Source organism: Prolixibacter sp. DSM 2831 (genome assembly GCF_056493735.1).
Genome location: NZ_CM151379.1, coordinates 1,500,096 through 1,515,517, shown reverse-complemented (window position 1 = coordinate 1,515,517; position 15,422 = coordinate 1,500,096). Strand labels below are relative to the sequence as shown.

At 45.4% G+C, this 15,422-nt stretch carries 12 protein-coding genes; 6 read left to right on the top strand and 6 right to left on the bottom strand.

Going from position 1 to position 15,422, the window contains the following annotated elements; all coding sequences use genetic code 11:
• The first annotated feature begins 122 nt into the window (after window positions 1-122).
• Window positions 123-1,145, top strand: a complete 1,023-nt coding sequence (locus AC060N_RS06005) for an adenosine deaminase (RefSeq protein WP_479526298.1) — start codon at window positions 123-125, stop codon at window positions 1,143-1,145.
• Between the two features lie 20 nt (window positions 1,146-1,165).
• On the top strand, window positions 1,166-1,831 hold the full coding sequence (msrA, locus tag AC060N_RS06000) for a peptide-methionine (S)-S-oxide reductase MsrA (RefSeq protein ID WP_479526297.1): 666 nt from the start codon (window positions 1,166-1,168) through the stop codon (window positions 1,829-1,831).
• 11 nt (window positions 1,832-1,842) lie between these two features.
• Here the strand turns inward: msrA and AC060N_RS05995 are convergent, their stop codons facing one another.
• Window positions 1,843-2,415, bottom strand: a complete 573-nt coding sequence (locus AC060N_RS05995; protein WP_479526296.1) for a nitroreductase family protein — start codon at window positions 2,413-2,415, stop codon at window positions 1,843-1,845.
• Window positions 2,416-2,516: 101 nt separating this feature from the next.
• On the opposite strand from AC060N_RS05995, the gene AC060N_RS05990 reads away from it, so the two are divergent.
• Window positions 2,517-3,350 (top strand): sulfite exporter TauE/SafE family protein, encoded by an 834-nt coding sequence (locus AC060N_RS05990; protein ID WP_479526295.1) that lies wholly within the window; start codon window positions 2,517-2,519, stop codon window positions 3,348-3,350.
• Window positions 3,351-3,422: 72 nt separating this feature from the next.
• Here AC060N_RS05990 and argJ read toward each other — a convergent pair whose 3' ends face one another.
• From argJ to AC060N_RS05965, 5 genes are all read right to left on the bottom strand, one after another.
• Window positions 3,423-4,634 (bottom strand): bifunctional glutamate N-acetyltransferase/amino-acid acetyltransferase ArgJ, encoded by a 1,212-nt coding sequence (argJ, locus tag AC060N_RS05985; RefSeq protein ID WP_479526294.1) that lies wholly within the window; start codon window positions 4,632-4,634, stop codon window positions 3,423-3,425.
• 101 nt (window positions 4,635-4,735) lie between these two features.
• Entirely contained in the window at window positions 4,736-5,776 is a 1,041-nt protein-coding gene (gene argC / locus AC060N_RS05980; RefSeq protein WP_479526293.1) for an N-acetyl-gamma-glutamyl-phosphate reductase, read from the bottom strand.
• Entirely contained in the window at window positions 5,769-6,965 is a 1,197-nt protein-coding gene (locus AC060N_RS05975) for an acetylornithine/succinylornithine family transaminase (RefSeq protein WP_479526292.1), read from the bottom strand. The genes argC and AC060N_RS05975 overlap by 8 nt, the downstream gene beginning before the upstream one ends.
• Window positions 6,966-6,967: 2 nt before the next feature.
• Window positions 6,968-7,798, bottom strand: coding sequence for an acetylglutamate kinase (gene argB / locus AC060N_RS05970; RefSeq protein ID WP_479526291.1), 831 nt, complete (start codon window positions 7,796-7,798; stop codon window positions 6,968-6,970).
• Window positions 7,799-8,159: 361 nt separating this feature from the next.
• Window positions 8,160-8,957 carry an undecaprenyl-diphosphate phosphatase gene (locus AC060N_RS05965; RefSeq protein ID WP_479526290.1) on the bottom strand — a complete coding sequence of 266 codons (798 nt, stop codon included), beginning with the start codon at window positions 8,955-8,957 and terminating at the stop codon, window positions 8,160-8,162.
• A 324-nt stretch (window positions 8,958-9,281) separates the two neighbouring features.
• Between AC060N_RS05965 and AC060N_RS05960 the strand changes: the two genes are divergently transcribed.
• The 3 genes from AC060N_RS05960 to AC060N_RS05950 all read left to right on the top strand — a co-directional run bounded on the left by AC060N_RS05960 (window position 9,282) and on the right by AC060N_RS05950 (window position 15,193).
• Complete coding sequence (locus tag AC060N_RS05960) at window positions 9,282-11,168, top strand: beta-N-acetylhexosaminidase (protein ID WP_479526289.1); 1,887 nt, start codon at window positions 9,282-9,284, stop codon at window positions 11,166-11,168.
• Window positions 11,169-11,428: 260 nt separating this feature from the next.
• Window positions 11,429-14,137, top strand: coding sequence for a PAS domain S-box protein (locus AC060N_RS05955; protein WP_479526288.1), 2,709 nt, complete (start codon window positions 11,429-11,431; stop codon window positions 14,135-14,137).
• Between the two features lie 105 nt (window positions 14,138-14,242).
• Entirely contained in the window at window positions 14,243-15,193 is a 951-nt protein-coding gene (locus tag AC060N_RS05950; RefSeq protein ID WP_479526287.1) for a polysaccharide deacetylase family protein, read from the top strand.
• The last annotated feature ends 229 nt before the right edge of the window (window positions 15,194-15,422 follow it).

The window sequence follows — 15,422 nt, the reverse complement described above, 5'->3', positions numbered from 1 at the left end:
GATGAAGTAAATAGCTTCCATTTGAGAATTTTCTGCCTATTGCATTGAAACCTCTTGCGCGGTTATGCGTTATGATGGATGATTAACCAGACCGAGTTAGTCAAGAATCGTTAATTTTACGGATGGAACAGTTTATTAAAAATCTCCCAAAAGCCGAGCTACACCTGCATATTGAGGGTAGTTTTGAGCCTGAACTTATGTTTAAAATCGCTGAGCGTAACCAGTTGAAACTACCATACGCCTCAGTTGAAGAGTTACGAAATGCATACCAGTTTACTCAACTGCAGGATTTCCTTGACATTTATTATGCAGGAGCCAATGTTTTACAAACCCGCCAGGATTTTTACGACCTGACCTGGGCATACCTGCAAAAGGCATATGACAATAAAATACTTCACACCGAGATATTTTTCGATCCACAAACGCATACTTCCCGTGGAGTTCCTTTTCAGCTGGTAGTTGAAGGAATTATGGATGCGCTGACTGATGGCCGCAAAGAGCTTGGCGTTTCGTCCAATCTCATCATGAGTTTTCTGCGTCATCTTTCAGAGGAATCAGCTTTCGAAACGCTAAACGAAGCGCTCCCCTACCGGGATAAAATTATCGCTGTTGGTCTCGATTCATCGGAAAAAGGTAACCCGCCGGAGAAATTCGAACGGGTATTTGACAAAGCCCGGGAAATGGGATTTCTGACGGTTGCCCATGCAGGAGAAGAAGGTCCTGCCGAATATGTTTGGGGTGCTCTTCAGGGCTTGAGCGTTTCCCGCATCGACCACGGAAACCGTAGTCTGGAGGACAATGATTTGGTTGCTCTGCTTTCTGAAGAACAAGTTCCGCTAACCATTTGTCCGTTGTCGAACCTGAAGTTGCAGGTCGTAAAAGACATGGCCGATCATCCGCTGAAAACCATGCTGGACAAAGGGCTGAAAGTGACTGTCAACTCAGATGACCCGGCTTATTTCGGCGGTTACGTCAACGAGAACTACCTGGCCGTGACTCAGGCACTCGAACTGAACAAGGACCATTTGTACCGTTTGGCACGAAATTCTTTTGAGTCTGCGTTCCTCCTTCCGGAAGAAAAACAGCGTTACCTGGCCATTCTCGATGCCTATTTTCATAACAGTAACCGGAAACTTTCAAACTGAAGCATCGTACAATCGGGTACATGAAAACTTCACGTTACATACGGTTTGTTCCCGTTATCGTTTTAGCGGGAATCATTGCTTCATTTTCATTTCCGAAAAATGAAAATCATAGCAAACAGCCCAAAAAGAAAGCATCGGATATGAATGAAAAAGCTGAATACGATACTGCGACATTTGGTGAAGGTTGTTTTTGGTGTAGCGAAGCAATTTTCAGCGAATTGAAAGGTGTAAAAAAAGCCATTTCAGGCTATTCCGGAGGTACGGTTAAGAACCCAAGTTACCGGGAAGTTTGTACCGGGAAAACCGGGCATGCAGAATGTGTTCAGGTTATCTACAATCCGAAGGTCATTTCGTACCCGGAATTACTCAAGGTTTTCTGGCAAACGCATGATCCAACTACGTTGAATCGCCAGGGACACGATGTCGGAACGCAATACCGATCGGTCATTTTCTATCATAACGAAAAACAGAAAGAGTTAGCTGAAGCTTACAAACAAAAGCTGAACAGTGCCGGCATTTGGAACAACCCGATTGTAACAGAAATCACTCAATTCGAGGCATTTTACCCGGCGGAGAATTATCACCAGGATTATTACGAAAACAACACCAGTCAACCTTATTGCCAACTCGTTATTACTCCCAAACTGGAGAAATTCCGGAAAGTTTTCAAGGATAAACTGAAATAGAATTTTGCTGGCTAGTCGATTACCAGATCCGCCAGCGGACGTTTCGGAACGTGGTGTACGCCGTCTTCATCACGGTAGTAACGTGTGTCGTTGTCTTCTCCTACTTCTTCAATCTGTATCACCTCTGCCGGCTTTCCGAGCGCAACAACATCCATGATGTCATACCGTTCGGGAATTCGAAAGAGTTCGCGCAAAGCCGGTTTGTGAACAGCCCTTAGGATGCATCCGCCCAATCCCTTATCGACAGCGCCGAGTAGGATATTCTGCATGGCAATGCCATCATCACAAAAACAGTGCTCTGCAATTTCCCGATCGAGCAATACGATAATATAAGCCGAAGGACGTTCTCCTTTCTTTGGACCGGGCCAATCCGTCAGGTAACTCGCCCAAGCCAGGTGTTCGAAAACCTTTTCGTTCACTTCAGGTTCATGGCAAAGCTTATACTTCAATGGCTGTGCATTCCTTCCGGAAGCGGCATACCGTGTTAGCTCAACCAGATCGAGCAATACCTTCCGGTCGATTCTGAACTCCTCAACAAATCGCCGGTAGCTGCGATTCCTCATAATTAATTCCCGAAGCTTCATAATAATTCGTTTTAGTCAAATTTAAGCATTCATCGGGTAAGGCTCAAGGTTTTAACAATACAATCAATCATTCCGATTTTTATTTACCTGACAGAATGCTTATGTTTACAGAGCACACCAATGTCTCTTTGACCTATAAGTATCTGATGGATATTGTTTTTCTGATCATCATCGGCATTTTTACCGGCCTTGTTACCGGCCTCACCGGAGCCTCAGGCGTTATGGTTGTGGTTCCCCTCATCCACCTTCTTTTGAAATTTACCATCCACGAAGCGATTGGTACCAGTCTCGTGGTAGATGTGCTGACACCATTGGCCATTGCTTATACTTTTTACAAGAATGGTAATATCGACATGAAGTCGGGGGGTTTTGTAGCGCTGGCTTCCATTATCATGGCATTGGTTGGTGCGCGTTTCTCCGACAAAATACCTGACCATGGGTTAGGTTCCTCTTTTGCGTCCCTGTTGATTATTCTTGCTATCGTTATTTGGATCAATGGTATTCGTCGCGATCGTCACCATGACGACAGTGATGGACAAGATTCCGAAATTCCCGACATTCCGCTTTGGCGGAGCATAGCAGGTGTGGTTTTAGCGGGCGGTAGCGGTTTCATGACTGGCTTTATGGGTGCAGGCGGCGGAACAAACATTTTACTGATACTTCTGTTTGTCAACAGGTTTCCAATTCACAAAGCACTGGGAACGTCCATTCTGATTATGTCACTAACGGCTGCCTCAGGAGTTATTGGTCATGCCAGCATGGGTAACGTTAACATTTCGGCAGGAATGACCATTGCGATGGCCGCTATCTTCACTGGCATCTTCTGCGCCCGTCAGGCAAGTAAAATCAGTGAAAAATCCTTGTCGAGACTGATGAGCATCGTCTATCTCGTGTTAGGAATCCTGATGCTGACCATCCAGGTACAAACCAGCTAAAAAAAAAATCCCCCTGACAGAAAATGCCAGAGGGAAAATTTTGCTTTTATGTAACGGATTACCTTTTCTTAATCAGGTTGTATATACTGAGTTGAATAATACGTAATCTGTGGTCAAATCACTTCCCCAACCAGTTGCGCTAGCACGTCCGTTGTTCAGGTCAAGCTTCACATAGATGTGTGATTCCCGCAGAAGTTTCTTCATATAATGGCGATCATAATCCTGTGGAGCGCCTTGCTCCAATACCTTAATCTGCGTTTCTTCGTCTCCCAGGTAAAGATCCACTTTCTCATAATCGAAAGGAACACCTGCATTTCCGGCTGCGCAAATAATCCGTCCCCAGTTTGGGTCACGGCCAAACATTGCAGCTTTCACCAGGGATGAATCCGAAATCGTCCGAACCAGCTTCCGGGCTGTCAACTCATCGGGAGCATGCGTAACCTGGTACTGAACAAACTTCGATGAACCTTCACCATCTGAGACAATCAGCTTGGCAAGGTGAATCATCATGTTTTCCAAATGTTCGTAAAATACCTTGCATCCCGGATCTTTCTCTTTGGTCAGCATCTCATTTCCGGCCATTCCATTGGCCAATACGGCGACCATGTCATTGGTCGAAGTGTCACCGTCAACAGTAATCATATTAAATGAACGATCGACTGCCTTTTTTACCAGGCGCTTCAATAGCTTAGGTTCAATAGCCACATCGGTTACCAAAAAGGCCAGCATGGTTCCCATGTTCGGATGAATCATACCCGAACCTTTAGCGATACCACCCAGATTGACTTCATAGCCATTCACATCGAACTCTATAAAACCCTCTTTAGCAAAGGTGTCCGTTGTCAGAATAGCATTGGCTACAAAAGAGCCGGCATTCGACTTATTCGTTAGCTTGTCGACATTTTCTTTAATCCCTTCCACAATATCATCGGTTGGGAAAGGTTCGCCAATAATCCCGGTGGATGCAACAAGTACCATATCCTTGTCAATTCCCAGTTCATTAGCATAAGTTTCAGCCATGGCTTCAGCACCGGCAAGACCTTGCTCACCGGTACAGGCATTGGCATTTCCAGCATTTACCACAATGGCTTGCGCCTTGCCGTCGGCAACATGCTTGCGCGATACCTTAATGGGCTCGGCAACCACCTGATTCTGCGTAAAAACCGCAGCTGCGCTGGCAGGCACTTCCGAATAAATAAGGGCCAGGTCGCGCCGCATCGACTTCACACCGATGTGCGCCCCCCAACACTTGATTCCCCTTACATTCGTAATATTCTTAATCATTGTGTTTCGTTGTTTTGACTCCATCTTATGTTTTTTCTTTTGGGCACCTGTTTTCAGCAGATGCCTGAAAAGATTTTAGATTAATTGATTTAAAAGATTCATTACGGATTTACAGGAACTTGCTCCAGTCCAGTAGTTTCGTCCAGTCCCAACATGAGATTCATGTTTTGGATTGCCTGGCCCGCAGCTCCTTTCACCAGATTATCAATCGCACTTAAAACAATGATGTTGCCGGTTCGCTCATCGAAAGTTATGAAAATATTACAGTAGTTCGATGCCCGCACATCCTTGATCGTCGGAGCTTCCGGAGTAATGCGCACAAAAGGATGACCTTCGTAATAACGCAGGTAAAGAGCATTCAGTTCAGCAGTTGTTACATCTTTCACAGGACGCGCATAAATGGTCGACAGAATACCCCGGTCAACCGGTAGCAGATGCGGTGTGAACTGCAGGCTAACCTCTTCCGAAGAAAGCTTGTTCAGTGTATCCTGAATCTCGATGGTATGCCGGTGTTTCTTCAGGCCATAAGCCTTGAAATTATCGTTTACATTCGGGAAATGCGTTACCTCTTTCGGCTTCACTCCCGCTCCGGTAACGCCGGTCTTGGAGTCCACTATAATTCCGCGGCTTTCAATCATTCCTTCGCTCAGTAGCGGAGCCAGTCCCAAAATGGCCGTCGTGGGGAAACACCCCGGATTAGCGATCAGGTCTGATTGCTTAATATTTTCGCGGTTCAATTCCGGTAAACCGAATACGGCACTGTCGAAGCCCTCATGATAAACATGCTCCTTCTGATACCATTCATGGTACACCTCGGGGGAATCGAGCCGGAAGTCACCTGACAGGTCTACGATTTTGAAAGGCTTCTGATGATATTTTTTTACAAAATCCATGGAAACACCATGCGGTAATGCCAGAAAAACCAGATCAAGGTCAGTCTTTTCCACTTGCGAAGCGGGTTGCAGTACGATATCAACAATTCCCCGAAAGGAAGTATGAATATCTGAGAATTTTTCGCCGGCGCGGCTTTCGGAAGTAATCAACGCAATCTCAACCTCCGGATGGTTAACGAGAATGCGGACGAGTTCGGAGCCGGTATATCCGGTGGCTCCTATGATGCCTATTCTTTTTTTCTTACCCATGCTCTCTCAAGTTTTTTAACGAAATCTTCAACACCCTGAGCACCTCTTCGAGCTCCGGATAAGTAATGTTTAACGGCGGTACTAAACGCAGAATATTTCCGGCGGTGGCATTCGCCAGCACACCATTCTTCAGCATTTCTCCCACCAACGGCTTCGTTTCGAAATCAAATTCAACACCAACCATCAACCCTTTTCCTTTGATTTGTTTAATGGAAGCCTCATTCAATTCCGACAGTTTATCGTTCAGCCATTTTCCCTTTTCCACGGCTGCTTTCAACAGGTTCTCTTCTTCAATGGTCTGAATGGTTGCCAGGGCAGCAGCACAAGCCAACGGATTTCCACCAAACGTGGTTCCGTGGTCACCATAGTTCAGTGCCTGACTCACTTTTTCATTCGAGAGGATGGCTCCTACCGGGACACCGCCGCCAAGTCCTTTGGCCAGCGTCATAATATCGGGCTGTACGCCGTAATAATCTTTTGCGAACCAACGGCCTGTCCGTCCCATTCCACACTGGATTTCATCGAAGATGAGTACCAGATCTTTTTCGTCACACAAGGCGCGCAAATCCGTAATAAACTGCTTTTCGGCCACGTTGATTCCACCTTCTCCCTGAATGGGTTCGACGATAATCGCAGCGGTTTCGTTATCCACCAGTTTTTTAACCGACTCAATATCATTGAAAGTAGCCTGAGTAAAGCCTTGCGGGATGGGCTCAAATCCTTCCTGCATCGCCTTTTTACCCGTAGCAATGGTAGCCAGTGTCCGGCCATGAAATGAACCGCTCATGGAAATGACTGTTCCGCCATGTCCTTTGCTGTGAGCATATTTTCGGGCAATTTTAATCGCTCCTTCTACCGACTCGGCACCGCTGTTACTGAAAAACACGCGATCGAGGCCGGACATTTCCACCAGCCTCTGCGAAAGCTCCGCTTGTGGCCGGCTCAGGTAGAAATTGGAGATGTGAATGAGTTTCCCGGCCTGTTCGCGAATGGCATTCACCACGTTGGGATGATTGTGTCCCACGTTGTTCACCGCTATGCCAGCCAAAGCATCCACATAGCGGTTACCTTCCACGTCCCAGACGGTTGCCCCGTCTCCTTTCTCAAGAACAATCGGATATCGTCTGAAAGTTTGTAAATAATACTTCTGATCGACGTCGTGATACGCCTGATTGTTTTTTAAAGTCATGATTACTTGATTATAGTTGTGCCAACCGGGTTTTTCCCGATTAGGTCTGATATCTGTTCGGGTTGGGTTCCGTTAATAATACGGGCTGAACCAGCTCCGTCAGCCAACGCAATGCGGCAGGCGTCCATTTTCGGAAGCATCCCTCCCTGAATTACACCTGCCTCAACCAATGACGGAATTTCCGCCACATGTAGTTTGTCGATAAGCGTCTCCGGTTTGTCTTTGTCCATCCGTAAACCGTCCACGTCTGTCAACACAATATACTGCTCAGCATGCAATGCACCGGCCAGGTGACCGGCAAACATATCGGCATTGATGTTGTAGTCGTTTCCTTCCTCATCCGACGCAATACAGGTAACAACCGGAATGTACCCTTCATTCAGCAACTGTTCGGGCAACTGCGGATTGATGTGTTCTACATCCCCCACTTGCCCCAAATCGAAACTCTTCCATTTTCCATCAACCATCTTCCGGTGAAGCCGTTTGGTCGCAATGGCCATCTTTCCATCCTTACCAGAGAGACCAACAGCTTTATATCCCAAACGATTTACCAAACTGACCAAGCTGCCGTTTACTTCACCTTTTAAAGCCATTTCAACATATTTCAGGGCTTCGGGAGTGGTTTTCCGGTGACCGTCGATGAACTCCGACTCAACGCCCACTTTGCCCAGAATGTCTTTAATAAAAGGTCCTCCGCCGTGAACGATGACCACATGATATCCCTTTTTCGTCAATGAACACATGTGCTCCAGCACCTGCTTCTTCAGTTCATCATCGGTCATAGCATTTCCGCCGTACTTAAACAGAATCAGAGGCTTTTTCCTTTTGATCATAAATTTTAGATTTTCTTATTTCTGAATGCAATACTCATGCACTGATGAAAGGCTATTTTGAATCCGGTAATTTGGTCGATTTTCAACCGGACGATTGAATAAAAACAATGCAAATTTACTAATAATTCGGCAGTTAGCCATAAACGGCGCCGTTTAGCAAGGCTGGAAATTGCTGTAGCGGTATCGTTGCGAGCAGGTTACCGGAATTGAAATTTTTTCAAAAATCAGAGGATTTTCGGCCCAATTGGAACCAAATTCCAATAAAAATTGAAACAACGAAAACGAAATAAAATACCCCGAATCCTCTATCAAAAATGAAAAGGAAACGGGGTGAATATTTTAGTTGAAAAAGAAGATTGATTTACCAGAGAAAAATCCAGGTCAGGATGACTACTCCGAGCACAATCCGGTAGTAACCGAAACTCTGGAAAGTGTGTTTCCGAATAAAGTTCATCAGGAAAGCGATGACCAGCAACGCCACAATAAAAGAAACAACAAAACCAACTCCCAACACAAGCAAATCATGGCTATTCAACGAAGCGTGATGCTTCAGCAACGAGTAACCGGAAGCAGCAATCATGGTGGGGATGGCCAGGAAAAAGGAGAATTCTGCAGCCGTTTTCCGGTCGGCTCCCAGCAACATGGCACCAATGATGGTGGCCGCCGAACGGGATGTTCCGGGAATCATGGCCATACACTGAATCAAACCGATGAGTAAAACCGTTTTGTAATCCATGCTGGCAACGTCATGAAAACGCGAAGGCCGGTCTTTCCGGTCAATGAAAATCAGGACCAGACCCCCGATGATCAACATCGTTGAAACCACTACCGGGTTGAACAACTTTTCTTCGAGGTAGGAACCAAATGCGGCACCCAAAATCAGGGCTGGCACCACGCCGGCAACAGCCCGGAACCAAATATCAAAAATGCGTTTGTTTTCAGCTATATTCAGGCTTTTGGGAATAATCTCCTTCCTGAAATAGTAGATAACGGAAAGGATGGCTCCCAACTGAATCACCACATCGAACATGTTGGTGAAACTCTCCTCAAATGTTACGAACTGATTCGCAATAATGAGATGCCCGGTAGACGAGATTGGCAGAAATTCGGTAATCCCTTCAATGATTCCGAGGATAATGGATTTAATAATATCTGTCATGGAAAACGAAATTTTTCATTTGTAACTATTTCCGGTTACCCGAAAAAACAGCTTACCGAATGGAAGACCACCCAAAGCGCCGCCTAAAATACAAAACTGGACGAAAAGATAAGTTACCCGGCCCAAAATTTAGGAAAGATTTAAGGCCAAACCATTAGAACCATTTGCGTCAATTGCTTTTTTTGAAAATTGTCGGAATAACAAGAACCTTTCTAAAACCTTTATGATCGTTACGAACATTTTCTATATTTATCGGCAACGTTGTCACGTTTCGGCAACGCAAACCTAATCTTCAACTGAATATTAATCCATTAAATAAAAACGATGAAAAACTTGCTTTTCCTGGTGCTTGTCTGGACTGTTGCGACGGTCAACGGACAGACTAACAGCCTGAACCTGATCCCGGAACCGGTTGACGTGGTCCCTGCGGACGGATTTTATGCCCTAACACCCGGTTCTTCCGTTTCCTACAATGCCGATGATGCAAAACATGTAGCCAACATGTTGGTATCAAAACTAAACACTCCAACCGGTTTGAACCTGAAAGAAGAAAAAGGCAATAAAGGGACCATCCAATTAAATCTGAACAAAAAAGCAGATAAAACATTGGGTGATGAAGGTTACACTTTGAATGTAACTCCTAAAGATATAGTCATTTCCGCCAATAAACCGGCCGGACTGTTCTATGGAATGCAAACCCTGCTGCAACTCTTCCCGAAAGAAATCGAAAGCAATGCAAAAACCAATGCCGACTGGAATGTTCCGGCTGTTTCGATTACCGACTATCCTCGGTTCGCCTGGCGTGGTTTAATGCTCGATGTCAGCCGTCATTTCTTTACCAAGAAAGAAGTCGAAGAATACATCGACCAGATGGCCCGGTTCAAATACAACACGTTTCACTGGCACCTCACCGATGACAACGGATGGCGAATCGAAATCAAATCGCTGCCCAAACTCACCGAAGTGGGTGCATGGCGGGTAAAACGTTACGGACACTTTGGCGATCGTGAAGCTCCCAAACCCGGAGAAAAAGCAACCGAAGGCGGTTTTTATACCCAGGATGACATCCGTGACATCATCCAATATGCCAAAGACCGCTACGTAACCATTATTCCTGAAATCGATGTCCCTGGCCACAGTATGGCGGCCATCGCTTCCTACCCGGAGCTTTCTTGTACAAAAGACACCAGCGTTAAAGTAAATCCGGGCTCAAGTTTTGCCAAATGGTACGATGACGGAACCTTCAAAATGTTTGTCGACAATACATTGGATCCGGCAAACGAAGATGTTTACAAATTCCTTGATAAGGTTTTCACCGAAGTAGCCGCACTCTTTCCCAACCAATACATTCATGTCGGTGGCGACGAATGTTACAAAGGATTCTGGGAAAAAGATCCGGGCTGTCAGGCACTCATGAAAAAGCTAAAGCTTACCGATGTGGAGAAACTGCAAGGTTATTTCATGAACCGTGTGGAGAAAATCCTCGAATCGAAAGGAAAACGTCTGTTGGGTTGGGACGAAATCCTCGAAGGAGGTATCACACCCGATGCAACCGTGATGAGCTGGCGTGGCATGAAAGGCGGCATCGAGGCCGCAAAAATGGGACACGAGGTGGTAATGACTCCTACTACTTACGCCTATCTTGATTATTGTCAGGGAGACCCGACCGTTGATCCTCCCATTTACGCCAACCTGCGTGTTTCGAAAACATATAGCTTCGAGCCTGTTCCCAAAGGCGTCGATCCAAAATACATTCTCGGTGGTCAGGGAAACTTGTGGACCGAACAGACCCCGACCTTTCGGTATGTAGATTACATGACATACCCTCGTGCCTGGGCACTATCGGAAGTTTTTTGGTCGCCCAAATCAGCCAAAAACTGGGATGACTTTGCCCGCCGGATGGAAAACCAATTTTCACGCGCCGACGTTGAACAGGTGAATTATTCTAAAGCGGTTTACGACGCCGTAGTTAAAACAAAAAAGGAAAACGGCAAGTTAATGCTGGTAATGAGCACCGAAATTCCGGACCTGGTAATTTACTACACCATCGACGATACCATGCCTGACAATTTCTGTCCGAAATATACCGGCCCTGTTGAATTACCGGATGGCCCGATAACCTTGCGGGTAGTCACCTACCGGGATGGCCACCCCATCGGTCATCTCATCACTTTGAAAAGAAAACAACTGGAAGCACGTGCCGGAAAATAAATAAAAACGTCTACAAAATTGAACGAAGGGTTGCAGTAGCCGATGTGTGCTGCAACCCTTCATTTTTAAGACAAATTGTCGTTGCAACAGATAATAAACTACTTTGACATTCCGTTATTATACATAACTTATAAAACATAACCCGAAAAACGAAGTACAACCCTAATTACAAAAATCACAAGAACTAAACATTTAAAAGCCATTACCCGTTAACGAAGCGGGAAAACAATAGCAACCCTCTACCGAAATTCCATTATTACTTGAAAAACAGGCTACTGATATTAGTTTATCTGCTTTTGACATTTACCGTCTACCCTGAGCCGGCAGTTTCACAAACTGAACGAAAAGCTATGTCCATCGGTGAAGCCAGAGCCGACCGTGACAGCAATTTCATTCCTGATCGTCTCGGACAGTGGGTTGAAGTAAAGGGACGCGTTACGATTCCTTCAGGGTTACTCATGAAAAGCCAAATGATCATTGCTCTCCAGGATTCCACCGGTGGAATAGTTGTCTACAACCGCAACTTCCCTGATTTTCCGGTAAAAGAAGGCGACAGCATTGCTGTGTATGGAAAAATAGGTCATTATTGGGGACTAACCGAGATAGATTCAGCCAAAGTTACCATGCTCGATTCGCTACATCGAAGAATCGTACAGCCAATGAAACTGGTAACTCAGTCACTCGAACAAATGGAGGGGAGGCTGGTCAACCTGAAAGCGCGCATCGTCAACGAAGGACGAGGCAACCGGGGAGATTTTTTGATACTGGAATACGACAACGGAAAACAACAGATAAAGGCATTCAGCAGCGACTTCAACAAATCGCTGGTCGAATACTTCAGAAAAGGCGACGTTATCGATATTACCGGTATTGTGGCCCAGCGGGACGATAGCCCTCTTCAAGACCAAAACTATGAAATATGGGTGCGAAGTAACAGCGATATCCAAATCGTTCAACACAATGCCGACTTCTATCTCAATATTCTGTTATTGGTTTCAGGCCTGGGCGTCATTGTTCTGCTCACTTCCATATTCCTGAAAATAAGGGTCAACCAGCGTACCCGGAAACTGCAGGAATCAGAAAAGCGCTTCGTTGCCTTATTGGAAACCACGACGTCCGGAATTATCATCATCGCCGGTGAACGAGTGGTTTATGCCAACCATGCCCTGGAAGAAATCCTGGGGTTCTCCCGGAAACAATTGACGTCGAAATCCGAGTGCATTAAGGTAGCCCGAAAGGAGCAATCTGAATACCGGTGTTTGTCGGATATTGTAGAAAACTTCAACAAGAATGACATCGAAACGCGGACGATTGTCAAGAGCATCAGCAAATCAGGAAAGCAAGTCTGGCTGGAATTGTCGCTAAGTGATTTTACCTGGGATGAAAAATCAGCCATTTTGGTAACCGCCACGAATGTCACCCAGCTTAAAGAAGCCGAGGAACAACTCGCAGAAATCGGAAATAATTACCAGCTACTGTTTGAAGAAAACCCGCAACCGGTATTTCTGTACGACCTCGAGACTCAAAAAATTACAGCTGCCAACGATGCTGCCATCAAAACATTCGGCTATTCCAAAAAGGAATTTTCTCAACTTACGATAGCGGACCTGGAACCGAAAGACAATTCGGCAGGCATTATGGAAGAAACCTCCAAAAAGTATTCGAAATTTCACCATGTGCACATACGTCCTTTTCTGCTGAAAAGCGGCCAAGTGGCTTTTATGGAAACCTTCACACGAAGAATCGAGTTTTCGCATCGTCCTTCAGAACTGATTCTCGCCAACGATATTACCGAACATCTGGAAATGGAGGTAAAACTGCTGGAAAGCGAACGACTGTTTCATACGCTGGTCAATCATTCGCCGGTAGGTATTTTTCGCACCGATGCGGAGGGAAAAACCATCTATGTCAATCCACAGTGGTGCAAGCTTTCCGGTATCGACAAGCAATCGGCATTAGGATACGGCTGGTTGAAGGCGGTTATGCCAGAGGATATTCAAACGGTAAAATACAACTGGAATATCAGTGTCGAAAACCAACAACCCTCACAGGCAGAATACCGCTTCGTCAGACCTGATGGCACGATCGTTTGGGTAATGGGAATGACCATTCCGGAATACAACATGCACCAGAAACTGGTGGGTTACATCGGAACAATTATCGACATAACGCAGCGCAAACAAGCCGAACTGGAACTGGCCCGCAGCCACAAACAAATTGAACAATACAACCGCGATCTCAAGCTGGCAAAGGACAAAGCCGAAGAAAGCGACCGGTTGAAAAGCGCCTTCCTGGCGAATATGTCTCATGAAATTCGGACTCCCATGAACGGGATTCTCGGATTTTCGGAGCTGTTGCAGGAATCGGAAACCAACAGCGAACGCCTCGAATACATTCGGATTATCCACGAAAGTGGAACCCGCCTGATGACCATCATCAGTGACCTGATCGATATCTCCAAAATCGAAGCCGGAGAGGTGACCCTATACAAACAGCAGGTCGACGTAGAAGAGTTGATGAAAGAGCTGCTCGATTTCTTTGTGCTGGAAGCAGAAAAGAAGGGTTTGAAAATCAAGTATACCAGCGACCGGAAAAATGATTCTTCCGTTCAAATTAACACCGATAAACTGAAGTTATACCAGATTTTAACCAACCTGATTAAAAACGCCCTTAAATTTACCCATGAGGGCGAAATTAACTTTGGTTACAACATTAAAGACAACCGGATAATTTTCTACGTGAAGGACACCGGCATTGGTATTCCAAAAGAAATGCAGGACGAAATTTTTGAACGCTTCATCCAGGCTGAACAAACCCGCACCAAAAACCACGAAGGAGCTGGTCTCGGATTGGCCATATCGAAAGCCTATGTTGAAATGCTTGGAGGAAAGATTTGGCTGGAAAGGAATAACGAGGATGGCGCCTTATTCTTTTTCAATCTTCCGTACGAGAGCGGTGATCTGATTTAAAATCACCGTACCTCCGGAAAACAAACATGCTGGTTTCTCCATAAATACTATCAAAATTCCTTTCCCTTTTTGTAATTTCAGAACCGAAAACTAACGAACAACATCATGAAACTAACAACACTGCTGGGTGGTTTACTCATGCTTTTCATGAGCGCCTCCGGAACCTTTGCACAATCAACTCCAAATCTGGCCGAAAAACTGGGCTACGACAAAAATGCCAAATTGCTAATCATTCATGCCGATGATCTGGGCTTGTCGCACAGTACCAACGCCGCAGTCATCAATGCGTTTGAAAAGAAAGGAATTACCTCGGGAAGCATCATGGTCCCATGCTCGTGGTTCCAGGAAATAGCCGCTTTCGCAAAAAAAAATCCCAAAGCAGATATCGGCATCCATCTCACGCTAACGTCCGAATGGGAAAATTTCAAATTCGGCCCTGTAACATCGAACGATTTGGTACCGAGTTTACAAAATAAAGAAGGCTATTTTTATCCGACGGTTGAAGCATTTGGAGCAAATGCCAAACCAGAGGAAGTGGAGAAAGAAATGCGTGCCCAAATCGACCGGGCGATAGCTTTCGGAATCCATCCTACTCATCTCGACAATCATATGGGTTCAGTTATGGTAAACCCTGCTTTTTATCAGATACTAATTAAGTTGGGACACGAATACCGAATTCCTGTGCTGATTCCCAAAGATATGTTACTCGCAGCAGCTCCGCAATTTCTGGAACAGATTGCCAAAGAAAATATCATGGTCGATCATTTATTCATGCTGAATCAAGCGCCTGCAGAAGGGAACTGGATACAGCCCTACCGGGAGTTTATTGAAAATATGCAGCCGGGCCTTAATCAAATCATCGTCCATCTGGCATACGACAACGATGAGAGCCGGGCAGTCATGATCCATCATGATGACTTTGGTGCGAAGTGGAGACAAAACGATTATGACCTGATGACCAGTGACGAGATGAATGCTCTTCTCGAAGAAAACAATATCAAGCTGGTTACATGGCGTCAAATCCAGGATGTCATGTACCCGGATAGTGAACAATAAAAGCCTTTCCAAGCAGATCAAGAGAATAACAAGTCTCTTTTGATCTGCTTTTTTTTTTAAACAGGTCGAATTCTGTTTTCATTGCGTTTCCAGATATTTCCCTCTCCTTCTTACTTCTGAATATCAACAGATTGCCAACCACGTCTTCGAATTTCAACTTTACGGGAATAAAGGTTATCAACACACTTGTCCGAATAATTCTGTAACTGCCGCATTTACAGGTCAGAAA